Genomic DNA, 24,956 nt, shown 5'->3' with positions numbered 1-24,956 from the left:
GAAGATTATATAGCGGACCAAATAAGTTTGAAAGAGTATATAGACCCATTTACTGGGAAAAAGAATAAAAAATAAAAAGAAGAAAGAGGCGCTTTAGCGTCAATTGAGAATGTAGTGCAGCTGTCGGGCATTCAATATGCACAAGGTGCATTGCAGGCAACAGCCCCTTATAGGGGCAGAGCAAACCACCAGCTAAGCTGGTGGTTATGATTTGTCTAAAAATTGAAAGAAGTACGTATAAAAATGTAAATAGATATAAAGAGCTGCCACGGCTAATAATGGACATAGAAAGATAAAATATAATGTAGCCATGCATTTCAATCAAGTAATAGGAGAAATATATTAAAATACTAAAATTAACAGAGAGATAAAAAATAAAATTTATGTATAAAAAAATTAAATGAAACGTCTACTGTTATGTAAAGCTTATATTAAGTTATTCTTTGATTATGGGACTATAGTGAGATTTAGTTCTAGTGATAAATACAAATGATTATCATTATTGACAGAATAAAAAAATAATGTTATTATTTATTTGGATAAAGTTAGTAGGATGATTTTTACAATTGATTTTGCAGATTAGACGTAATTTGCAACTAAATAAGTTTTTAATTCTCAAAAAACTTATTACATATTTAAAATTGAATATAATGATTAGAATGAAAATAAGATTTTATTGTAGTAAGTTAATTAGTTAATAAAATTAGAATGCATTCGAATTTGTTTTGAGATATTAATAACTATTTGTATTTTTCTGCTAACAAATATAAATAAGGAGTATTGATATGAATAAATTAAAATTGATGGCTATAGTTGGAGTGATGTCAGCGGCTTTGTTGTTAAACGGTTGTGGAGCACAAAAAGATGCACCGAAAGAAAATACTAAGCAAACTGAACAAAAGCAAGAAGACAAAAAAGAAGAAGAAAGCAAAGCTACTGAAAAAACTGAGGACAAAAAAGAAGAAGTAAGCTTGTCTGATTGGGATGGAGAATGGAACAACATGGGAAGCTATTTGGATAAGCCAGAAGTTCAAGGCGCTTTCAAAACTTTAGCGAAAAAAGAAAATGTTGATGAGAAAAAAGCTAAATCAGATTATCTTGAAAAAAGAAAATGTGAATTCAACGGATTGAAAATCGACGGAAACAAGATTACATTTACAAGCAAAATCCCTTCAGAAAATGGAGATAAAATAGCTGAAACTGAGTACAAATTTGTAGAAAAAAAGGCTGTAAAACATGGATCACACATGCTAGAATGGGATGTTTTTGAAGCTGTGGATTCTAACGCGAAATACAAAGTTTTATTGATGATGCCAATTCATGGCGAAGAAGAGTTGACACATTTCCACATGAGATATGGCAATGACAAGGAAGAATTATTTGCAAAGGAAGGCTGGTTCCCAACTTTCGTAAAACCAAACACAACTGATAAACAAATTATCGGAGAAATCGAAGAATAAGGTTTGAATATGAAATTGACAAAGGGCAGGGACAACCTGTCCTTTTATTTTTGAAAAGGAGAATTAAAATGAAAAAAAGACTGTTGAGTTTTCTATTAGTCTTGTGCATGATTTTGTTTGCAGGATGTTCCAATTACACGAAGAAATCTTCGGGGAAACCTGTTATCTACACATCGTTTTTTCCTGTGCATGATTTGGTGAAGATGATTGCAGGAGATACTGTAGAGGTGAGAACTTTCATGCCGGTAGACAAGGAGCCTCATTTGTGGGAGCCGTCTGCCAAGGATATGAAGAAACTTGCCGATGCGGATTTGCTGGTAGTGAACGGAGCGAATATGGAACATTGGGTGGACAAGGTGCACGAGAATTTGCCTAATTTGGATATTTTGAAATTATCGGATTCTGTAGAGCTGATCACTTATAAAGGAGCTGCTGCTAGGGGCGACTTTCAATATATGGCAAGATTGGATTTAACAAAAGGAAAACGCAAAATAGATTTTGGGCACACTCATGAAGATATTATGAGAGTTGCGTTCTTCAAGGATAATGGAGAAGACAAGAAAGAATTAGTCAAAAAAGCAAAGGAAATTATGAATCAAAAGGGTGAGATTGTTCACCAAAAAAACACTTTTGATGTAGAAGAAGGAAAAGTATATGGCCTTGAAATGGGCCATGAATCTGGGGAGATATTTTACAACATAAAAGATGATGGCAAGTGGATTTTCGTATCAGACAGAATAAGCGAAGATTTGCTACCGTATTATTTACAAGATACTAACGGTAAATTACTTCAAGATGAGGGCAAATTAAAGCCTGTAATGGAAGGTTCTTCGTCAGGGTTTGATAAGATAACTTACGATCCACATTCATGGTTATCAGTTGTAAATGCAAAGAAGTACTTGAATAGTATCCAAGATAAATTGATACAAAAGTATCCAGACAATAAGAAAATTTATCACAAAAACAAATTGAAATATGTAGATAAATTGACAGATATTGACGCAGAATACAAAGAAAAATTTAGTAAATTAGACAACAAAAGCTTTTTGGTAACACATTACGCTTATGCATATATAGCGAGGGATTTTGGGCTTACTCAGTATCCATTAGAAGGTCTTACTAGCATGGAAAGTCCAAGTCTTAAAACAATAAAAAAAGCCGTGGATTTTGCGAAAACAAAAAACATTACTACGGTATTTTATGAATATGGAAAACCTCCTAAAGAAGCGAAGACTTTATCGGAAGAATTGGGAGGAGATATAAAGCCTTTGGCTTCGATGGAATTTATAACAAAAGAACAACAAGACAATAATCAAGGATATATCGAATTAATTGAGATGAATTTGAAAAACTTATACGAATCTATGAAAAAGGCAGGTGTATAAATGAATGCAGTAACTATTAAAAACTTAAACTTTGGTTATAATGAAGATTTGGTGCTTAAAGATTTGAATTTGAAGATAAATCAAGGAGAAATGGCTCTAATCCTTGGAGGAAATGGTAGCGGTAAATCAACTTTATTGAAATTAATGCTGGGAGAGTTAAAAGCTGATGACGGAGAAATCAAAGTTTTAGATAAAAATATTAAAGATTACAAAAGCTACCGAGATATAGGATATGTTCCTCAAATAAATATTGTAAACAAAATTGCGTTTCCGATTACTTGTTTGGAGCTTGTAACGTTAAATTTGTATGAAGATTTTGGGCTAATTAAAGTCGCACGCAAAAAACATTACGATAAAGCTAGGAAAATTATGGAAGAAATGGGAATGAAAGAATATATTAATCGTCCAGTAAATGAGTTGTCGGGAGGGCTTCAACAAAGAGCTATGATTTGTAGGGCGATGATTAACGAGCCCAAACTTCTTATACTCGATGAGCCGACTGCAGGTGTTGACAAAGAAAACAAAGAGAAATTTATAAAAACAATTGCTAAACTCAACAAAGATTACAACATAACTGTAATAATGGTAACTCACGAAATAAAAGAAATAGAAGCTTTGGATATTGATAGAACACAATACGAAATGATTGAAGGGAGGCTTGTAAAATGCTAGAATTTGCGTTTATGAGAAAAGCATTGGTAGCAGGATTGATGCTTTCGATAATGATTCCGATGATTGGAATAATAATGGTTAATCGTAAAACATCGATGATAGGAGATGCGCTTTCTCATACTGCTCTTAGTGGAGTTGGGCTTGGACTTATTTTAGGATTTGATCCTTTATTAGGCTCTGCAATAGTCTGTGTTGTAGCGGCATTTTTAATCGAATTAATCAGGAAAAAATTTCCGCAATACGGAGATATGGCAACTGCTGTCATAATGAGTACGGGACTTGGAATTGCAGCGATATTATCTGATTTTGCTCCTGGAGGAAACTCATTTGAATCGTATCTTTTCGGAAGCATTTCTTCTGTAACAAACAGAGATGTGATAAATATTTCTGTGATTTTTATATTAATTTTAGTGGTGTCTATATCGCAATATTCCGGACTATTGGCTATTTCTATCGACAAAAACATCGCTCGTCTTGCTGGGGTGAAAGTAAATCGAATTAATGCAATATTTACTTTTTTATCAGCGATTACTATAGCTCTTGCAGTCAAAATCGTTGGAGCGTTGATGGTGACATCTTTGATTGTACTTCCCGTAGCCACAGCACTCATAATTGCAAAAAGCTACAAGAAAACATACATCATAACGATAATACTCGGTATTTTGTATATGATGTTGGGAATAGTTCAATCTTATCAATTTGATATTAAACCAGGTGGAGCAATCGTAGTAAATGTAGTTATAGGAATGATAGTTTTCGTAGCATATTCAAAAATTAAACAACCAAATAGGAAAAACTTTTCAAATTCAAGAAATAATGCTAAAATAAAGTAAACACAACATTACAGAAGAAGGCAGGATAATATGAATTTCGAAGTAGAAAAAGGAAACAAAATTACAATACCAGATATATTAATGAGAAAATACGACCTAAGAGTTGGAGATATATTTGAGTGTGAACTTGAAAACGACAGGATAATATTGATTCCTAAGAAAAATCACGATGCAAACTATGTCGAAAAATTAAAGGGATTGACTGATGATACAATCGATGCATTAAACGAAGAGGAATAAAATCAAAAGGACTATCAAAAAAACGATAGTCTTTTTTCTTTTTTCTGTGTAAAAAATATGAAAAAAGGGGTATAATGATATTGGATATTAAAAAAAGTATCACATTTAAGGAGGTATGTAATTATGGCATGTACTACATTATTAGTAGGTAAAGAAGCGAGCTTTGACGGCTCCACAATTATTTCAAGAAGTGAAGATTCTCCTTCTGGAATTTTTACAGCTAAGAGATTTATCGTTGTAAAACCAGAAGATCAACCAAGAAAATACGAATCAGTTTTATCAGGATGCAAGGTGGATTTACCTGATAATCCTATGAGATACACAGCACTTCCAAACTCTGACACATTTGAAGGAGATTGGGCGGCATCAGGCGTTAACGAAAAAAATATTTCAATGAGCGCTACTGAAACGATCACTACTAATCCAAGAGTTCAAGGAGCAGATCCTTTGATTCAATCTCCAACAAAAGATGAAAAATTCGGTGGACTTGGAGAAGAAGATTTCGTAACTTTGGTTCTTCCTTACATCAACTCTGCAAGAGAAGGCGTTGAAAGATTAGGTAAATTACTTGAAGAACACGGAACTTATGAATCAAACGGAATCGCATTCCAAGATGTTGACGAAATTTGGTGGTTGGAAACAATCGGCGGACATCACTGGATGGCAAGAAGAGTTCCTGATGATGCATACGTTGTAATGCCAAACCAATTGGGAATTGATTATTTCGATTTTGATGATGCTTACGGCGAACAAAATGAATTCATGTGCTCAAAAGATTTGAAAGAATGGTCCGAAAAACATCACCTATTCTTAGATCAAGAAGATTATGTAAATCCAAGATTAGCATACGGATCTCATGATCATTCAGATCACACATACAACACACCAAGAGCATGGATTATGCTAAGATATTTCAATCCAAAAACATTGATTTGGGATGGAGTTGATGCTGATTTTACACCAGAATCTGATGATTTGCCATGGGCAATGGTACCAGAAAGAAAAATCACAGTTGAAGATATGAAGACAATATTGTCCAGCCACTACGAAGGAACACCTTATGATTGCTACGCAAAACACGGAGATCCAAACTACCGTGGAATGTATCGTCCATTGGGAATTAGCCGTGACAATGTAACTCATTTTACACAAATAAGACCATACGCTCCAGAAGAAATTAGAGCAATTCAATGGTTGTCATTCGGTAGCAACGCATTCAACGCAGCCGTTGCATTCTACGCAAACGTAGAAACAACTCCAAGCTATGTAGGTGATCAAGTAGTAAAAGCAACATCAGAAAACTTCTACTGGGCTAACAGAATCATAGCTGCACTTTGCGATGCACACTTCAACAAAACAGCAATCTTTATCGAAAGATATCAAGGAGCAATTCAATCCAAATCCAACGAAATCATCAACAAATACGACGAAGAATTTGCTAAGAACTCAGGTAACGCTCACGAATTACTTGAAAAAGCAAACCAAGAAATGGCAGATTTCTTAAAAGAAAAAACAGACAAATTACTTCACGACGTTTTATTCACAGCAAGCTGCGAAATGAAAAACGGATTTGCAAGAAGTGACAACTAATATTTAACTAAAATCGGGTTTGACAATCAAACCCGATTTTGTACATAAGAAATTTTAAAAAGAGGAAACACAAATGAAAGCACTAAGTATACAACCATTCTACGCAACTATGATAGCCATGGGATATTACCATATACGCTTAATAGATAAAGTTAATCATAAATATCTTCAAATGATATTTGGAAAGTTATAGCATTAGTTGTATTTAGAAATAGGTTAAAAACAAACGGTATTAAATCGCCGAAAGGAAAAGCTCGTTGAAGTAAGAAAGGAATTAAATCTATATTGAACAGGAGGAAGAATACCGGAAATGTGGCAATTGTTAATTCCTGCAACTATGAGAATCAGTATTTGAATAAGGATCATCATGATGGAATAATATCAAAAGAGCAATTTGGAGCAGTTCAACTTTAAATGGCATTTTGAAGCAATGTGGAATTTTATAAGATGGAACGCTGCGAGAAAGAGTAAGAAATATAATTCGGAAATACAGATATAAATTTTAGGTGTTTCAAATATAGAAAATATGCAACATAAACAAAGATAGAAAAATGTAACTTATTTAGATAAAGCCGAATAGAAGGGTAGAAATAAAGCGCTTTCTGTCCTAATTATATTTGTGATTAAATATAGATTGTAGTGGTAAAAAAGAAAAAGTTCATTAAAGTGGTAAATTAAAAATAAGAATTTATAATTTAGTTGGGGGAATTAGAATGTTTGATTATAAAGATTGGCAAGAAGAGATATTAAATTTTCTTGATCAGGAAACTGGAACGGATGATATCATTTATGGAAATTATGTTGAATGGGATAGATTTAGAGAATGTTATGAAAAAGAATTATTAGCCGAAGTATGTATTGAACTACCTTGGGGAAAGATTTTATCAATTCAAGAGTACATTGATTTATTATCAGAATTATCTAACTTGGGTGTTAAAAGTATAGAATATTTAAATGAAGAATTAGATTCAAAAGTTAAATTTATTGAGAGAGATAATAAAATTGCAGATCTTATTGTATCTGAGTGTCTTGATTTGTACGGTGTTCCTTATGGGACAGAATATGAGCAAGAACTTCCAACAGAGTTAACTTATTGGAATAATATGGTGGATAGTTCAGAAAGTGAGTTGTTAGCATATATAAATTATCCAATAGAGGTTAACTTATTCGACGAAAAAATAAACTATATATTTAGCAGAATTGAAGCTACATCCGATGAATTGACTAAAAAGTCATTGTTATTAGCAGCATTTAGTATTACAGAAAGTATGTTTAAAAGTGTAATTGTTAATAAAATTCCCAAAGAGAATAACATTTCTGATTTTTCTAAAAAAATATTAGCAATTGAGATTGATAAAAAATTAAGAGGAAAGATCGAGGTTAAAAATAAATTGTTCAAAGAATTATATAATACATCTGCTCCACAACAAAATTGGATAAATTTGAGAAATTCATTAGCTCATGATATTGAGAGTTCTTCAATTAGAAACGAACAGATTACTTACTTAAATCTTAAGACTAAAAATGAGGAAACTTGCTTGTTGTCAGAGTTGAAAAATAGTTTGATGGATTTTTTTGATAATATAAAAAATATACTAGCTGAAAATTAATGTTTATATTTTTAGATTAGCACTTAATATTGCAGTAGGTTAGTTATATTCTACTGTTACAAATTTAAACAAAAATAATGAAGATGTAGAAATTGAAACTTTAGAAGATTTAGAAAATGATGTGAGAACCATCATCAAAATAGCCTAATCAAAAAAGTAAATTTGAAAACATAAGATTATTATAAACCTATAGAATTCAATGTGTTTTTGTGAGAATATAATTTTAGAAAATTGTTTAATAATATCACGTTGAGACTGTAATATTATTAGTTATTAGTATAACGAAGTGAAAATAATCATGAGGTCTGGTTCTAAGAATCTCCAAGAAGGCGAGTGTAAACAAAGCCTGATTGGATTGATTCGACAAGGGGATGCGTTGTGAGATTTGTAAGGCTTTAAGGAGAAAATAAAATTGGGAGAGAAAAAATTAATAAGTCTTTTATTGATTGTAGTATGTATGATTCCATTAGTTGCATGTGAATCTTTAAAAGAAAAAGAAGAGATAAATGTTAAAAGTGAACAAGCAACAGAAAAATTTGATAAAACTAAAAATATATCCGAAGAGAAAGTTAAAGATACAGAATATGCTAAGGATAAAGTTGTGAACAATTTTATAGCAAATTATAACTCTTTTTCTAATAGCCCTATTATTAACATAAAAAGAGGAAATATTAGGACTAAATATTTTGGAGAAACTTATGGTTATGCAGTTGAGATGTTAAACGCAAACGATACAAATAAGATAGTTATAACTATAAACAAAACAAATGAAAATGCAGATATTGGTATGGAAGGAATGAAAGAAATTTTTCATGATAGCATAAAAGCAATTATTACTGATGAAAGTGAAGAATATATTAATAGATATTTTGATGATCTACTTAAAAATGAATATATGGTAACAAAAGATGCTTTTAATGAACTTGAAATAATGTTTTTTCCTGATAGGGAATTAAGTAAAGGACTAAGTAGCGGACATATCAAAATACGAGCTAAATAATACAGGCAAAAAGAGATTATTGCGAGACATAAAAAATATAAGCAGAAAAATTATGGAGAATAATTTCGTTATTGTTAACGATAAAAAAAGCATTTAGATAAAGGACAGCAGAAATTATAGTCGAGGCTGATTGCGTATTGTTTGCAGAAAACGAAGTCGACGATGACTATTACTACTATTTAGAGATGGTGTCCATTTAGTGTAAACATCGGAGAAACACTAAAAAAAGAAGTCTTCTCTGGTTTATGGGACGAGTGGAACCCTTGTCAAATATATGTAAAGGATTTGTGTGAGTGAAAATATTCAATCGAATATACATGTAAATTTAAGGAGAATAAATGATAATAAATGAGAATAAAAAGAATCAATACATATGATGACAATCGCTTCAGTCAAGAAGCATTATATCAGCACGGCTGCTACATTGCAGATGGCGATGTGCCTGTAGAAATTAAAATCATATCACAGACAGAGGCACTTATAAAAGGCGGAAAAGCATATTTTGATGAGGTCATTGAAGAGTTTCGATTTAATGCAGAGCATATCATAAATTTTTATGATGAAAGCGGTAAGCTTATTAAGAAATTCAAAGACGTGAAGGTCTTTAAGCTTGATCTAGATAAAATCCAGCCAATACAGTTCTTTATCGATAGTGATAAATTAAAGGCAGTTAAGAGCTTTGTCAATAGAGAAGAAGACGTGATCATACCAGTTACAAAACGCGAAGGCACATACGCGTCCCTAGATGGACATACACGCCTATACCTTGCATATAGCCTTGGATTCAAGTACGTATACGCCTATCTTAGTGAAACCTTCTGTGGTTTTGACTATTTCTTTGATGAAGCAAGAAAAAGAAATATATATGCAGCAAAAGACTTGACCTTGCTCACACATGATGACTATACAGTTAAGTGGGATAAGTTTTGCGATGAGTATTATATGAGTATAGAGTGTGAATAGACGAGTGTATTGTTCGTGTAAAATAGTAAATAATATTAAGATAAACTATTAAAATTCTGAACTGACCCAAAAAGTTGGATCTAAAACCAACTTAAAGAGGTCAGTTTTTTTATGGCAAAATATAGTATAGAATTTAAGATGAAAATAGTACAATAACACTTAAATAAAGAAGGAAGATATAAATATTTAACCGATAAATATTGACTCAATGATTATTCAATAGTCAGAAGGTGAGTTACTTTATTTAAATCACAAAGACATGAAGGGTTAAAAGGTTTTAGAAAAAATAATAGTTACTCTTTCGAATTTAAGCAAAATATAGTAAAGTTATATTTAACAGGATAAATGTCCTATCAAGCACATACTAATCAATTTAAAATCAACAATCCATCTCCAATTTTTAAAGGGTAACTGATTTTATAAATCAAAGAGTATGTTCTTGAAAAACATGGACTAAAGGTTTCAAATCTTTATATAAACAAATTCCACAGAAAACACAAAGGCAGATAAAGAAAAATCTACAGAAAAGATAGGTGGAGTTATTGCTATGGTGAGCAATAAGGTGTGAAATGTACAAGTCAATCGGTTTATGATGATAGAGGGTTGATTGTTTTTTATGGGTATAAATTATTAAATAGTATTAGGAGGTACAGACAAATGAACAATATATATAGTCTTACAAATAACTAAGAGAGGAAAAATCCTCTCAAAAAAACATAGGAGGATTTATGATAGATATACAAAACTTAATAAAAACTTTACCAGATAGAAAGCTATTTGAAATTGATAGTTTATCAATAAATGAAAATGATAAGATAGCATTAATAGGTGAGAATGGAACGGGTAAAACTACTCTTTTAAGAATAATATTAGGACTAGATAAAGACTATACTGGTCAAGTAAGAGTGGATAGAGATTTAGGATACTTATTAAATTATGATATTCAAGCTAAAAATTTTTCCGATGAAATCTATTCCAAATCTCAGTTAAAGATTGATGACGATTATAGTCCGGGTGAGGAACAAAGGTTAAAACTAACAGATATTTTATCAGATAGCTTTAAGTTTCTTTTAATAGATGAGCCTACATCCCATTTAGACCTCGAGCAAAAAGAAGAACTTATAGAAAAGCTTAATTCAAGAGAAACAGGATACCTTATAATTTCGCATGATCGTGATTTCATAAATAGAACTTGCAAAAAAATTCTAGAGTTAAAGGATGAAAAAATTGAAGAATATAATGGAGACTACAATTTCTATCTCGAAGAAAGAGAAAAAAGACAAAAGTTTCAAGATAAAGAGTATTCGAATTTTATAAAAGAAAAAAGAAGACTAGAAAATCTAGCTATCAATATAAAGGAACAATCATCAAAAGTAAGAACCACGCCTAAAAGGATGGGGAATTCAGAAGCAAGACTCCATAAGATGGGTGGTCAAAAAAACAAGAAAAAATTAGACAAACAAGTAAAAGCTGTAGAATCTAGGATAAATCAACTTGATACGAAAGAAAAACCTAAAGAAGAAAAAGAGATACAACTATCCTTTCCAGATAATAAACGAATTCATTCTAAAATTTTGATAAGAGCGGAAAACCTGAATAAAAAATTTGAAAATAAGATTTTGTTTGAAAAATCCAACTTTCAAATTAACAGCAATTCTAAAATAGCGCTCATTGGAGAAAATGGAAGTGGGAAAACTACCCTTTTAAAGATGATTCTTAATAAAGAAAATATATGGGTGCATCCAAATCTTAAAATAGGTTATTTTAGTCAAATGAGTGATATTCTAGAAGACAATTCCAGCATCTTAAAAAATGTATCAAATACGTCTATATATGATGAAACAATGACAAGAATTGTTCTTGCAAGATTAGGACTTAAGACTGACGATGTATACAAGATTATAAGCGTATTAAGCGATGGAGAAAAAGCTAAGGTAAAATTGGCTAAAATTTTAACATCTGACTTTAATTACCTTATATTTGATGAACCGACAAACTTTTTGGATATAAGAGCAATAGAAAGTTTAGAAAATCTATTGAAATCTTATGATAGACCTTTTATTTTTGTAAGTCATGATGAGGAGTTTATAAATAAAATAGCAGATACACTTCTGATTATAGAAAATAAAAGAATCAAAAATTTTAAAGGTAATTTATCACAATACAAAAATAGAAATAAAAAGACAAAAATTAGCAAGGATAGAGATAGTTTATTACTTGATTTTAGAATATCCTATATAAGTTCTAGACTAGCAATGGAGATACCCAAAGAGGAAAGAGAAAAACTAGAAGAAGAGTATAATAATCTTATTGAAGAAAAAAATAGATTTTAGCATCTACAAAAGTAGGTGCTTTTCTTATACCTAATTTTAGGAGGTGGTAATATAAATATTTTAAATAGAATATTTACCTATAAGGGAACAGATAAGTCGAGAGACAAACCTAAGGAAGGGGAGAGGATATCTTCGTAGTATTTTTTATTTGGGAGAAATTCTTAAAGCCATTTTTCTATTTGGAAAATACCTTATAGGAACATATGGCGTAGATCATATAATTGCAGACGAAAGAGTTTAACAAAGCCTTCCATTACAATAATGACATGTTATATAAATATTATTTTATAAAAACAGATAAAAATTTTAATATCATTAGAAAAATTTTTGATGATATAAACCAGCTTCAAAATATGTCAGTTATAGAATTATTTCGAAATAGATAGAATTATATGACCTTACACTGTACAATATACTTAGATTAAGTTCCAAAATGGAAATAATTCTAAACAGATAGAGGTATAGTTTTATGGAAATAAAGCGTGATTATTATATGGATAAATTAATACGAAAAAAAGACAATGGGTTCACTATTAATTTATTCGACTTCTTATTGGACAAGGATAGTTTAGATTTATAATGAATACCTTTATTTATTAGTTATTGATATTCACACATATGAATGATTTGAATAGTTATATAAAAATTAAGAGGGGAAACTATGATAATAGACAGTTATGATAATGAAACAGAGCCACTTATCAGTCTAAAAGACTTTTATGGAGAAAAGAAAAATATTGCAGAAAAATGCTTGATAATATTTTCAAAAAGCATACTAGAATATTTGCTTGATAATTTTGAATGCGAAGAAATTGGCGAAATAGGATCTGCAAATGGGTCAAGGCAAATATATAAAAGTAGCTTCAAAGGTCAAGAATTTGTATTTTACCTTACTATGATGGGGTCGGCTCTTGCTTCAGGAGATTGTGTAGAAGTTAATTGGATTACGGGTGCAAATAAATTTATTATGTTTGGATCTTGTGGTAGTCTTGACAAGGAAAAGACTTTTGGAAAGTACATTATACCAATAGAGGCTTATAGGGGTGAGGGAGCATCTTATTATTATGCGGCTCCTTCAGATTACATTGCTATTAAAAATCATGATAAGCTTGAAGAATTTTTTATCAAAGAAAAAGCACCATATACTAAGGGAAAAGTTTGGACTACAGACGTTATGCTTCGTGAGACACGTGGACTTGTCTCAAAGAGAAAGTCAGAAGGATGTATAGCAGTAGAAATGGAGCTTGCAGGCGTGCAAGCAGCTTGTGATTTTTATGGATTTGAACTTTACGACTTTCTTGAAGCAGGAGATGTATTAAATGAGAGCTGTTATGATGTCGAGGGACTTCATAATGCCAACCATGATCTTGGTAAATTGTATTTGGCATTAAAATTTTTAAAAGAAATTTAAGATAAACAAATCAAGAGATTAGTATTGAAATAAATGGTTTTTAGGATTTAAAAGAAATCTTAAAAGCCGTTTTTTATTTTTTAAAAAGCAATTTTATGTTTGTTGTGGCAGTCGTAATCTATCCTCTACACCAGTTTATTTTGCACAAAAACATGAAATTAAGAAAAGAAAACGTGGTATAATATAGGTGAGAACTGGTATCAGCAGGAGGCTGAAATGTTTAAGCGCTTTTTTGAAAATTTTAGAAAACCGAAAGATAATTTTGGTGGCAGATTTATGTTAAAAAGTATGAATAAAGGACACGAAAAATTAGCAAGTTGGGGAAAATCTTACATAAACATTGAAAACGGTTATATTGTTCTAGATTTGGGCTGCGGCGGCGGACAAAATATAGAATATTTTTTAACCAAAGCAAAAAAAGTTTACGGAATTGACCACTCAGAAACAAGTGTAAAAATGTCAAGAGAGTTAAATAAAGAAGCGATTGAGTCTGGAAGATGCGAGATTTTTTAGAGAAGGAAGAGAAGCACAAGACCAAATTATCAAATTGCTAGAACAATAATTGAGGACAGACAATGAAATCACAAGAATTTAAAATGCCGATATTTGGAGTTGGGCCCATATATGTATTAGCTTCTCTAATCCTCACAATAGCAGGGATTTGCCTTCATATCAATGGATACATTTATCAAGGGAAACTAAGACAAGGAAAAATATTTTTTATTATAGCGGGAATATTCATGATTATTTTGGGAATATATTTATGGATCCAAGCGGTAATAGTTCAGAAAATAAATAAAAAAGTTACAGAAAAAAAGTTGATAACAACAGGAGTGTATAGCATCGTAAGAAATCCTGTTTATTCAGCATTTACATTTATATTCACAGGTCTACTTTTATTTACAACAAACTATATTTTATTAATACTTCTATTTGTGTTTTGGACTTTTTTAACAATATTAATGAAAAACACAGAAGAAAAATGGTTGAAAAATGAATTTGGAGAAGAATATGAATTATATTTAAAAAAAGTAAATCGAGTAATACCATGGATCAAAAGAAAATAAAATTAATTTTATGCAAGCATCTACAGTTGTAGGTGCTTTTTTATGAAAATTTTAGGAAAAGGTAGTAAATACAGAAATATATAAAGCTATACCGCCAAATACTTGAATGAAAATATACCAAATACTTGAATTAAAACCTGCTAAACACTTGAATGAAAATTTGCCAAATACTTGAATGAAAAATGGACAAATACTTGAATAACTGATAGAATCTACTTAAGTAATAAGTATAGGAGGAAATTATGAAGGAGTATTTACCCAGAATTGCAGATAAATTGTTAGAAGAACGATTAGATGCAAAGGGAGCAGTTTTAATTGAAGGACCTAAATGGTGTGGAAAGACAACAACAGCGAAACAAAAGGCTAAGAGTTTTATATCTATGGATCGTCCTGATATGACAAAACAGTATCAACAAATGGCAAATATTTCTCCTAATACTTTGCTTGAAGGAGAAACTCCAAGACTAATTGATGAGTGGCAAATAGCCCCTAATTTATGGAATGCTGTGCGATATGAGGTTGATAATAGAGATGGATTTGGTCAATTTATTTTGACGGGTTCAGCAGTACCACATGAATTTGATGATTCTATGCACACAGGTACGGGGAGAATTTCTAGGCTTTTGATGAGACCTATGAGTTTATTTGAGTCAAAGGATTCGAGCGGTGAAGTGTCTCTTAAAAATTTATTTGAAAGGGAAAACATCACAGCCATTGATGAAACGAGTTTTGAAAAAATTGCTTTTCTAATTTGCAGAGGTGGATGGCCAAGATCAATTGGATTAAATGAAAAACCAGCTTTATTCCAAGCTATAGATTATTTTGATGCTGTTGTGTCTAATGATATTAGTAGAGTGGATTCTATAAAAAGAGATAAAGAAAAGGCGAAGAGACTACTTAAATCGTATGCAAGACACGTAGGAACACAAAGTTCTCTAGAAACTATCAGGCAAGATATGCTAGCAAATCAATCAGATACATTTGATCAGGTAACACTTTATTCTTACCTGGATGCTTTAAGAAAAATATTCGTTATAGAAGATTCTCCGGCGTGGAATCCGAATTTAAGATCAAAAACAGCCATACGAACAACAGATACCAGATATTTTTCAGATCCATCTATTGCAACGGCATCATTAGGTATGGGACCTAATGATTTACTAACTGATTTAAACACCATGGGATTTTTATTTGAAAACTTATGCGTTCGTGACTTAAGAATTTATACAGATTATTTAGATGGAACGGTTTATCATTATCGAGATAGGTCAGGATTAGAATGTGATGCAGTGATTCATCTCAGAAACGGCGCTTATGGACTTGTTGAAATTAAACTCGGTGGCGATAAATTAATTGAAGAAGGCGCTGAGACTTTAAAAGATTTAGCATCCAAAATAGATACAAAAAACATGTCCAAACCATCATTTATGATGGTGTTATGCGCAAAATCACCTTTTGCATATAAAAGAAATGATGGTGTTTATGTAGTACCTATTACATCATTAAGACCTTAATAATTATAAACATTGCCACAGACGAGAATTTTGAGATAAATTATAATTTATCCTTATTGACCGCTCAAGCAGAAAGATGGCGTGATGTCGGTGGGAAGAGTTATTTATTTTAAATTATTTATTACATTTGAAAAGGAGATTAAATATGATTAAACTGATTGATTTAATAAAAACAGATGATATGTTAAGAACTAAAATTAAATTTCATAAAAATGAAGGCGATATAAATAGACAGGCATATGACATGCTTCTTGAAGAGCCAGATACATGGCTTAGGATGAATCAGTGGAGAGAAAATAACCGAAATCATAATCTCGATTCTTGTAAATACTTGATAGCTATGGCTCAATATTATCCTTATGGGAAAGATTATTATATATTTGGCGGATTATATAAAGTTTGTGAAGAACATTCCGAAAAATTTTCATGTGAAGGTTATAAATTGGAAAAAGTAAAAGAATATGAAGAATTCGAAAAAAGATTGATAGTTCGTATAAATGATCCGAAAAAATTATCACTTTCATATTTAAGATGGTACACTAAAGCACAAGAAGCTTTGAATGTAGAGGTTTATGAATTGGCTTCTTCAACAAAAACTCTTAATTTTACAGGTTACCAAAATGTATCGTTATCGCACAAAGATCTTGTTAGAATTATTTCAAATGATGAACCGACATATAAGCAAGCTCTATCAAATGTAAAGGGAGTTTATGTAATAACGGATAAAAATACGGGGAAACTTTATATTGGATCAGCTTCTGGTAACAGTAAAGGTATATGGCAAAGATGGTCATGCTATGCAAATTACTTAGATCCAACAGGAGGTAATAAAAAATTGACTGAGATATTCGACAAGGATGAAAGTTATATCCAAAAAAATTTTAAATATTCGATTTTAGAAATATTTGACACTAAAACAAAAACAGAACAAATATTAGAAAGAGAAAATTATTGGAAAAAAGTATTAGAAACAAAAAGATTCGGATATAATAAAAATTAATCCTATGAGGTGTAAAAATCGAAAGTGAATCACTCGAATATAATTAAGGAATGTAATTGGCGCAAATAGATATTTTACAATGGGAAATGTTCTGGTAGTAGATTTGATTAAAGAAATTGGTGAAGAAATAGTAAAAATAGTAAACGCAAATATTTGTGAAGACAATCTGCGTTGAAAATATCGAAGAGGCCTTGATGCAAGAGATTAGATACTTGGATAAGATGGTGAATGAACTAGCTAAGGGTAAGAAGATAGAGAAAATTTTACGATAAAAATTTTATATAGAGTGTACTGGGCGGTAGAAATATCTATCGTCTTTTTTATTCTTAGTATCCGTAAAATGACTTATTCACAATAATTATTGGGTATAAATATATTAGGAGGAATTTATGGATATTATTTTAGTAGCATTTAAGCTGATTTTAGCTGCTGTACTAGGCGCTATTATCGGTGTGGAAAGAGAAATTAAAAACCGTGCAGCGGGTTTTCGTACTCACATTATTGTCAGTGTTGGAGCGGGTTTGATTATGCTGATTGGAATTGATGCGATAGGTGATATTTCTAGTGACAGGGCAAGGGATGCTGCAAGGATTGCTGGTCAAGTTGTGAGTGGAATTGGGTTTTTGGGTGCTGGTACTATTCTTCAAAAAAAGAATGGTGTTTCAGGTCTTACTACGGCTGCGACTTTGTGGTTATCGGCAGCGATTGGTCTTGCTGTAGGAATTGGATATTACGAGGGAGCAATTATTGCAACTGTTATTTGCATTGTAACTTTGATTTCACTTAAAGGAATTAGCGATTTGATTAATAAGAAAACTACAAAATCGTATATTATGGTTTTCGATACTAGTAATTTCAATCAACAAAGTTTTTATGAATTTACACAAGAAGAAGGTGTCGAAGTTAGAAAAATAGATATAATTGATGAGGATATGGATGATAGATCAATGATTGAATCGACGTTATCTTTCATAAGAATTATGATATTGGTAGATTTTTCAAGAAATTAAAATCAGATTTACATTTAAAATCTGTAAAATTGAGTGATAAAGAGGATTAGATTTTATGAATAGAATTAAAAAACTTTTACCATATTTAATGGTCAATGTAATCTGTTTTTACTTATTGACATTGTTAATGAAAGATACTGGTAGTGCAATGTTTATTTTATTATTTGCAATTCCTGTTATAACTTTTGTGAATGCAATATTATGTGGCAGAAAGAATTCTTTAGATCTTCTTTACCCTCTTTTAGTTATGGTGATTTTCGTGCCTTACGTATTTATTAATATGAATGAAAGTGCCACGATTTATATATTTATTTACGGCGCGATTTCGTTGATTGGTTGTTTCGTAGGTAGCAGACTGAAATAATCAGCGGAGGAAATAATGAACTGGATTAATAGTTTCAATCTGATATGTTTTTAGCGATTTTCCTTATGATTATGACGTTGGCTTCGAGTTTTATCGATGTTGATTTATAATATTTTATCAGAAATTAAATATGAAATTTACAAAACAATAATATGATATTTACATGAAAAAGATAATAGAGAAGTAGAATATGATTATGAAAATATCAACAGTAATATTTTCGTTTGTAAAATAAAGAATAGTTTGATTTGAGCAATATACATTTCGGGGAAAAACTGTTCGAAAAACGGAGAAAATAATGGAAAATAGAGCAAATATTCCTATTTTAAGAAAAATTATATTTGATATTGTCCTTTCGATGCTGCTATTAGCAACTATAGCGAGCATGTATTTGATGGTAAATCATGCCGCAGGTTCTTTCGTTGAAGGAATGATGGAATTTGTCTGCGAAATTGTTTTTCGCGTTTTTTTCGTAATTTTATTTTTCTTAGTATTATTAATGAGTCATTTCATCAAAGAAAAAAGAAAATCTACAATTATTTGGTGGATTTGTGCAATTTGTTACGTTATTGGATCTTTTTTTGTAATGAAAGCTCCGATTGAGGATTTATCATACATTAATTCACCATCTAATATTAAACTTAAATATGTGACTTTTGAAGAAGACAATAATTAAGAACTTTCAACATTCTATAAACTTACAGGCTACACACAAAATGACGAAATCAAAATATTTGATTTGAATTGGCAAACGTACGAAAATGAAAAAGAGAAATGGGACGACAATGAAAATGTATCGGCTGATATTACATATCTTCCTCATACAAATGTTTTAATGAAGCTAAATACGCACGGACAACAATCATCAAAGGATAAATAAAATTTGGAGAGCATCTACAATGTAGGTGCTTTTATTGTGCATAAAATTACCATTTCAATTACAAATTGGGTATAAATAATACAAGAAATGTATACGGGAGTTTATTATGAGAAAATCAATAATATCTAGAACAATCAAAACTGCTTTGGCTTCGCTTTTGGCAATAATTGTGTCGCAGGAACTTTCTCTTGAATTTGCAGCAGCGGCGGGAATTATAGCGATATTAAATGTGTTTGATACTCGAAAAGCTACGATTGAAGGTGGGCTGAAGAGGACTTTGTCTGCGGTGATTGCACTTTTAATTGGTGGGTTTTTGTTTGAAAAACTAGGATACAAAACTTGGGTTTTTGGACTGTATTTGCTTTTATTTGTGCCTGTGTCTTTTTTATTGAAGATAGAGCTGGGACTCGGCCCTTCAAGTGTGATTGTGACTCATTTGTTAGCGTTCGGGAAAATCGATTCAGCGATTATTTTGAATGAAATGGCTCTTGTGTTTATAGGAACGGGATTTGCGATGTTGACTAATTTCTACGCTCCTACTAGTCAAGACAAATTAAACAGGCTGATTGAAAGTATTGATGACGATATGAAGTTCATTTTGAATTTGTTCGGGAAATCTCTTGTTCAAAACTTGGATGTGAAGCTGTATGAGGACAAGATTTCAGAACTTGAAGCAGATATCGACAAGGCGATTGACATTGCAATTATTGAGAATGATAATTTGATTGAAAATAGCAGGGATTTGCTTCATGATTTGCGTTTGAGAGAAAGGGAGATGGATTTGTTGGAGGAAATGCATGATGATTTAAGGACGATTCCACCGGAATATTCAGACGGCAAATACATTTCAGATATTTTAATCCTAGCATCCCAAAATTTGACAGATGGAGGGGAAATGCTCAAAGTGAAAGACAGAATAGATTTTCTGAAAAATCATTTCCACATGATGGAACTTCCCGATACTCATGAAGAATTCGCAATTCGTTCGGCGATTTTTCAAGTGTTTAGAAGTCTGGATCAATTTATAGACATTAGTAATCAAATTACGAATAAACCGAACAATAAAATAAAGCTAAAAACAAGAAGGTGATTGTATGTGTGAAGAAAAAAATGAAGAACTGATTTTTAAGGAAAAACTCGACGAAACTGTGGAAAGTTTTGGCAAGGGCAGCCAAGAAGGAGCGAAGGTTTCGATTAGAAATTGTCAGGATTTTTTTGGTTGTGTGTCGATTAGTCACCAAAAACAAATCGCACAAGCTTTTGAAATTGATGAGAAATACATCAAGACGATTATAAAATTCATTCCATCTATCAAAGAATCAAAGGTAGAGTACGAGATTGTGTGCTGTTCGGGACCGAGATGTGCGAAGAACGGCTCAATGGAAGTGCTGAAGACTGTGAAGAAAGAGTTGTACATGGATTTTAATGAAACATCTGCTGATGGAAAAATTCGACTTAGAACGCAAAACTGTTTCAAGAAATGCAAAGACGGCCCAAACATTATGATTAACGGTAAGTTTTATCATCACATGGATGCTGACAAAACAAAGGAAGTTTTGGGAGAAATAAAATAAATTCTAATTGGAGCTGGACGATTCTAGCTCTTTTTTATTGAAACTGATAGAATATAGTTAACGAAAGACATGTGAGGTATTTATGGAAAAATTATGTTTTATTGGCGCTGGGAATATGGGTTCTGCAATGATTTCTGGCGTTGTAAAATCAAAGTTAATAGATGCGAATAAAATTTTTGTTTCAAATAAATCTGAGGAGAAATTAAACGATTTGAAAGAACAATTGGGAGTGAACACAACTACAGACAACAAAAAGGTTTGTGAAAATTCTGATGTTGTGATACTGGCTGTGAAGCCACACATTATTCTATCAGTTTTGGAAGAAATCAAATCTATTATTAATAAGGAAGCTATTGTGATTTCTGTCGCAGCAGGGGTTACTATTTCAAATATTGAAAAAATTCTGGGAAAAGACCACAAGATTTTTCGTGTGATGCCGAACACTCCTTGTCTTGTCGGCGAAGGAATGTCTGCGATTTGTCCGAATGAAAATATAAATGATGATGATTTGAAAATCGTGACAGATATTTTCAATTCATTTGGAAAAAGCGAAGTAATAGACGAAAGTTTGATGGACTGTGTGATTGGTGTTAGTGGCTCATCTCCTGCGTATGTGTTTATGTTTATGGAGTCGATGGCAGATGCGGCTGTTCAAACTGGAATGAAACGAGATATGGCATACAAATTCGTCGCACAATCGGTGCTTGGCGCTTCTAAAATGTTAATGGAAACTCACAAACATCCAGGAGAATTGAAGGACATGGTGTGTTCACCGGCAGGAACGACTATTAAGGCTGTGGAAGTTTTAGAAAAATACGGGCTTAGAAATGCTGTCATTCAAGCTCAGCTTGCCTGTGTGGAAAAATCACGTGAAATGAGTGAAAAATAGTTGTACATTTTAAATTGATATTAATAATGAAAAATTTTTGTAAATAATTTGACTTTTGAAAATTATGATAGTATAATATTTAAAAATCTTATATTAAAGTCGATGACGTGGATGTTTCTTGTGAGAATTAAAGCGATCTGAGTAGAGTGTGAGTCAGAAATTTAATCAAGATGTATACAATAGGGCCACCGAGATTATATTGCGAGTTATTTATTAGCAATATACGTAGTTGTTACGTTAAACATAGAGTGGGGTTTTACCCAATTGGAGTGGTATCGCGGATGTTTCGTCTCTTTTCTTAGCTAAGAAAAGAGACTTTTTTAATTTTGGAGGAAATTAAAATGAAAGATTTAAAATTAAACAAAGTTGTTTTGGCTTATTCAGGAGGATTGGATACTTCTGTTATGATTTCATGGCTGAAAGAAAATTATGGATGTGAAGTTATAGCTGTTGCTGCTGATGTAGGACAAGGTTCAGATTTGAAAGGAATTGAACAGAAAGCTTTGAGTACAGGTGCTTCGAAAATTTTTGTCGAAGATTTGAGAGAAGAATTTGCAAGTGATTTTGTATTTGAAACGTTAAAAGCTGGAGCAAAATACGAAAATCAATATTTGTTAGGAACGGCTTTTGCTAGACCTATAATTGCAAGACGTATGGTTGAGATTGCACACGAGGAAAATGCAGACGCAATCGTTCACGGATGTACAGGTAAAGGAAATGACCAGGTGAGATTTGAAACATCGATTCGTTATTTCGATCCAGATATCAAGATTATTGCTCCGTGGAGATATTGGGATATAAAATCTCGTGAACAAGAAGAAGAATATGCTATGAAGAGAAATATTCCTTTGAGTAAGAAAACGGGTTGTCAATATTCTGAGGATAAGAATTTATGGCATATATCACATGAAGGCCTAGAGTTAGAAAGTCCTTCGAATGCGCCTAATTATGATAATTTTCTAGAGTGGATTAAAAAAGTCGAAGATAGCGATGATAAAGCAGAGTATATTTCTATTGAATTTAAAGATGGAGTTCCAATTTCTATAAATGAAAAAGAGTTAAAATCCTATGAAATTATAGAAAAACTTAATGAAATTGGCGGAAAACATGCAATAGGAATAGATGATATAATTGAAAGTCGTATAACTGGAATGAAAGTTAGAGGAGTTTATGAAAACCCAGCAGGAGCAATTTTGTATAAGGCTCATGATATTTTAGAATCTTTGACTTTAGATGGTGACACTTTGAAGTTTAAACAAATTTTATCTTTAAGATATGCAGAGGAAGTATATAAAGGATTGTGGTATTCTCAATTAAGAAAATCACTTCAAGAATTTGTAAACTATACTCAAAAAAGAGTCTCAGGAGTAGTCAAACTAAAACTTTATAAAGGAAATATAATACCAAACGGAGTGGATTCTAAATTCTCATTATTTTCACAAGAGTTTGCAACATTTGAAGAAGATCATGTCTACAATCAAAGTGATTCAGAAGGATTTGTAAATATTTTTTCTTTGCCTATCAAAATTGAAGCAATGAAAAGAAAGGAAAATAAGTGGTAATGGATTTATACAAGTCTAGATTTAGCGAAAGAACTTCTGATATTGCACATAAATTTAATAGTTCAATAAAAACTGATTATAGATTATATCCTTATGATATAAAAGGCTCCATTGCTCATGCAAAAATGCTTTGTGAATGTTCTATTATTTCTTCTGAAGATTGTGATTTGATAGTTTCAGGTTTAGAAAGTATTCTTGAGGATTTGAATAATGGGAAACTAGAGATTTCTTATGAATCTGAAGATATTCATATGTTTATAGAATCTGAATTGACAAAGAGAATTGGAAATTCCGGTAAAAAACTACACACAGCTAGATCAAGAAATGACCAGGTTGCATTAGATTTAAAATTGTATACGAAAGATAAAACTGAAGAAGCTGTCTTGTATATAAAAAATTTGATAAGTACCATATTGAAAATTTCACAAGATAACTTGAATACAGTGATGCCAGGATATACGCATCTTCAAATAGCACAACCAGTTACATTTGCACATCATATAATGGCTTATGCACAAATGTTTATGAGAGATTTGCAGAGAATACAAGATTTATCAAACAGATTAGACATATCTCCTTTGGGAGCATGTGCTTTAGCTACTACAACTTATAATATAGATAGATTTAGTACTGCAGAAAAACTTGGGTTTTCAAAAGTGACATTGAATTCAATAGATTCTGTATCTGATAGAGATTTTGTAGTAGATTTTATATATTGTTTAGCGATGTTCTCAATGCATTTGTCTAGATTAGCGGAGGAACTTATAATTTTTTCATCACAAGAATTCAATTATATTAAAATATCCGATAAATATTCTAGTGGATCTTCAATAATGCCACAGAAAAAGAATCCCGATATGGCAGAATTGTTAAGGGCTAAGTCAGCAAAAATGTATTCTAATTTAATGGGAATATTGACTATGCTAAAAGCAATTCCATTGGCATATAATAAAGACATGCAAGAAGATAAAATATACCTGTTTGAAAGCGTGGAAATTTTTGAAATATCAGTAGAAATAATCACTAATATTTTAGAAACTATGCAAGTTGATAAATTCAGGATGAGAGAAATGGCATCTAAAGGTTATATTAATGCTACTGATGCGGCTGATTATCTTGTAAAGAAAGGATTGACATTTAGAGATTCGTATTATATTATTGGTGAAATAGTAAAATACGCCATTAGTGAGGATTTGAGTTTAAACGATATATCACTGGAAAAATACCAGGAGTTTTCTAATAAATTTGATGAAGATTATTTTCATTTTATCGATTTAGATTATATATTAAATCAAAGAGATGTTTTTTCAGGTCCGTCACCAAAAAGAGTACAAGAACAGATAAATATAGTAAAAGAAAAATTAGACGATTCAAAAAAGTGATTAAATAAAAGAGCTTTTTAATAAATTAGAAATTAATAATATATAAGGAAAGTAGCAATAAAGTCTTTATTTCAGAACAATATTATTCGAATTTTCATCTTTGGGTGAGATTATTTTTTGTTAGATTTATGATGCAAAACATAAGGAGCTGTGATATAATATATTGTAAATTATTTTAGAGGGGGCAAAATTATGAGCGTTATTGATATTTCAATAA

Annotated in this window: 24 protein-coding genes and 2 pseudogenes; all 26 read left to right on the top strand. The window is 31.4% G+C overall.

What is annotated here, in order from left to right:
• A pseudogene (locus B9N53_RS09605) lies at positions 1-75 on the top strand (IS200/IS605 family transposase); the annotation flags it as partial.
• Between the two features lie 710 nt (positions 76-785).
• Positions 786-1,460: a ZinT/AdcA family metal-binding protein gene (locus tag B9N53_RS07260; RefSeq protein ID WP_094204334.1), complete on the top strand. Its 675-nt coding sequence runs from the start codon at positions 786-788 to the stop codon at positions 1,458-1,460.
• Positions 1,461-1,528: 68 nt separating this feature from the next.
• On the top strand, positions 1,529-2,845 hold the full coding sequence (locus B9N53_RS07255) for a metal ABC transporter substrate-binding protein (protein WP_094204333.1): 1,317 nt from the start codon (positions 1,529-1,531) through the stop codon (positions 2,843-2,845).
• Positions 2,846-3,517, top strand: coding sequence for a metal ABC transporter ATP-binding protein (locus B9N53_RS07250; protein WP_002834940.1), 672 nt, complete (start codon positions 2,846-2,848; stop codon positions 3,515-3,517).
• Entirely contained in the window at positions 3,511-4,350 is an 840-nt protein-coding gene (locus B9N53_RS07245) for a metal ABC transporter permease (RefSeq protein ID WP_094204332.1), read from the top strand. Before B9N53_RS07250 ends, B9N53_RS07245 begins: the two co-directional genes overlap by 7 nt.
• A gap of 30 nt (positions 4,351-4,380) precedes the next feature.
• Entirely contained in the window at positions 4,381-4,590 is a 210-nt protein-coding gene (locus B9N53_RS07240; RefSeq protein WP_002834937.1) for an AbrB/MazE/SpoVT family DNA-binding domain-containing protein, read from the top strand.
• A 123-nt stretch (positions 4,591-4,713) separates the two neighbouring features.
• Entirely contained in the window at positions 4,714-6,180 is a 1,467-nt protein-coding gene (locus B9N53_RS07235; RefSeq protein ID WP_094204331.1) for a C69 family dipeptidase, read from the top strand.
• 273 nt (positions 6,181-6,453) lie between these two features.
• Positions 6,454-6,594, top strand: coding sequence for a hypothetical protein (locus tag B9N53_RS09600; RefSeq protein WP_374042228.1), 141 nt, complete (start codon positions 6,454-6,456; stop codon positions 6,592-6,594).
• 299 nt (positions 6,595-6,893) lie between these two features.
• A complete protein-coding gene (locus tag B9N53_RS07225; RefSeq protein ID WP_094204330.1) occupies positions 6,894-7,790 on the top strand; it encodes a hypothetical protein in 897 nt (298 codons plus the stop codon).
• Positions 7,791-8,202: 412 nt separating this feature from the next.
• Positions 8,203-8,790, top strand: coding sequence for a hypothetical protein (locus B9N53_RS07220; RefSeq protein WP_094204329.1), 588 nt, complete (start codon positions 8,203-8,205; stop codon positions 8,788-8,790).
• Positions 8,791-9,138: 348 nt separating this feature from the next.
• Positions 9,139-9,753 (top strand): hypothetical protein, encoded by a 615-nt coding sequence (locus B9N53_RS07215; RefSeq protein ID WP_094204328.1) that lies wholly within the window; start codon positions 9,139-9,141, stop codon positions 9,751-9,753.
• A 728-nt stretch (positions 9,754-10,481) separates the two neighbouring features.
• Positions 10,482-12,086, top strand: coding sequence for a ribosomal protection-like ABC-F family protein (abc-f, locus tag B9N53_RS07210; RefSeq protein WP_094204327.1), 1,605 nt, complete (start codon positions 10,482-10,484; stop codon positions 12,084-12,086).
• A 661-nt stretch (positions 12,087-12,747) separates the two neighbouring features.
• Complete coding sequence (locus tag B9N53_RS07205; RefSeq protein WP_094204326.1) at positions 12,748-13,497, top strand: nucleoside phosphorylase; 750 nt, start codon at positions 12,748-12,750, stop codon at positions 13,495-13,497.
• 216 nt (positions 13,498-13,713) lie between these two features.
• A pseudogene (locus B9N53_RS07200) lies at positions 13,714-14,004 on the top strand (methyltransferase domain-containing protein); the annotation flags it as partial.
• A gap of 68 nt (positions 14,005-14,072) precedes the next feature.
• Positions 14,073-14,564, top strand: a complete 492-nt coding sequence (locus B9N53_RS07195; RefSeq protein WP_094204325.1) for a methyltransferase family protein — start codon at positions 14,073-14,075, stop codon at positions 14,562-14,564.
• Between the two features lie 242 nt (positions 14,565-14,806).
• Positions 14,807-16,078, top strand: a complete 1,272-nt coding sequence (locus tag B9N53_RS07190; protein ID WP_094204324.1) for an ATP-binding protein — start codon at positions 14,807-14,809, stop codon at positions 16,076-16,078.
• Positions 16,079-16,223: 145 nt separating this feature from the next.
• A complete protein-coding gene (locus tag B9N53_RS07185; RefSeq protein ID WP_094204323.1) occupies positions 16,224-17,078 on the top strand; it encodes a GIY-YIG nuclease family protein in 855 nt (284 codons plus the stop codon).
• Between the two features lie 194 nt (positions 17,079-17,272).
• On the top strand, positions 17,273-17,350 hold the full coding sequence (locus B9N53_RS09595) for a DUF2200 family protein (protein ID WP_420485234.1): 78 nt from the start codon (positions 17,273-17,275) through the stop codon (positions 17,348-17,350).
• A 117-nt stretch (positions 17,351-17,467) separates the two neighbouring features.
• Positions 17,468-18,088 (top strand): MgtC/SapB family protein, encoded by a 621-nt coding sequence (locus B9N53_RS07175; RefSeq protein ID WP_242432442.1) that lies wholly within the window; start codon positions 17,468-17,470, stop codon positions 18,086-18,088.
• Positions 18,089-18,143: 55 nt separating this feature from the next.
• Positions 18,144-18,452 carry a hypothetical protein gene (locus B9N53_RS07170; RefSeq protein WP_094204322.1) on the top strand — a complete coding sequence of 103 codons (309 nt, stop codon included), beginning with the start codon at positions 18,144-18,146 and terminating at the stop codon, positions 18,450-18,452.
• A 298-nt stretch (positions 18,453-18,750) separates the two neighbouring features.
• A complete protein-coding gene (locus B9N53_RS09415; protein ID WP_242430276.1) occupies positions 18,751-19,128 on the top strand; it encodes a hypothetical protein in 378 nt (125 codons plus the stop codon).
• Between the two features lie 310 nt (positions 19,129-19,438).
• Complete coding sequence (locus tag B9N53_RS07160; RefSeq protein WP_094204321.1) at positions 19,439-20,422, top strand: aromatic acid exporter family protein; 984 nt, start codon at positions 19,439-19,441, stop codon at positions 20,420-20,422.
• A gap of 4 nt (positions 20,423-20,426) precedes the next feature.
• Complete coding sequence (locus B9N53_RS07155) at positions 20,427-20,906, top strand: NAD(P)H-dependent oxidoreductase subunit E (RefSeq protein WP_094204320.1); 480 nt, start codon at positions 20,427-20,429, stop codon at positions 20,904-20,906.
• An 82-nt stretch (positions 20,907-20,988) separates the two neighbouring features.
• The gene (gene proC / locus B9N53_RS07150; RefSeq protein WP_094204319.1) at positions 20,989-21,795 is read left to right on the top strand and encodes a pyrroline-5-carboxylate reductase; all 807 of its coding nucleotides are present in this window, start codon (positions 20,989-20,991) and stop codon (positions 21,793-21,795) included.
• A 341-nt stretch (positions 21,796-22,136) separates the two neighbouring features.
• Positions 22,137-23,357: an argininosuccinate synthase gene (locus B9N53_RS07145; protein ID WP_094204318.1), complete on the top strand. Its 1,221-nt coding sequence runs from the start codon at positions 22,137-22,139 to the stop codon at positions 23,355-23,357.
• Complete coding sequence (gene argH, locus B9N53_RS07140) at positions 23,357-24,739, top strand: argininosuccinate lyase (RefSeq protein WP_094204317.1); 1,383 nt, start codon at positions 23,357-23,359, stop codon at positions 24,737-24,739. Before B9N53_RS07145 ends, argH begins: the two co-directional genes overlap by 1 nt.
• Positions 24,740-24,956 lie beyond the last annotated feature (217 nt).

This window comes from Finegoldia magna, from assembly GCF_002243175.1.
GTDB classification, from domain to species: domain Bacteria; phylum Bacillota; class Clostridia; order Tissierellales; family Peptoniphilaceae; genus Finegoldia; species Finegoldia magna_J.
The sequence above is the reverse complement of the archived record's forward strand: the minus strand, read 5'-3'. Positions and strand labels throughout refer to the sequence as shown.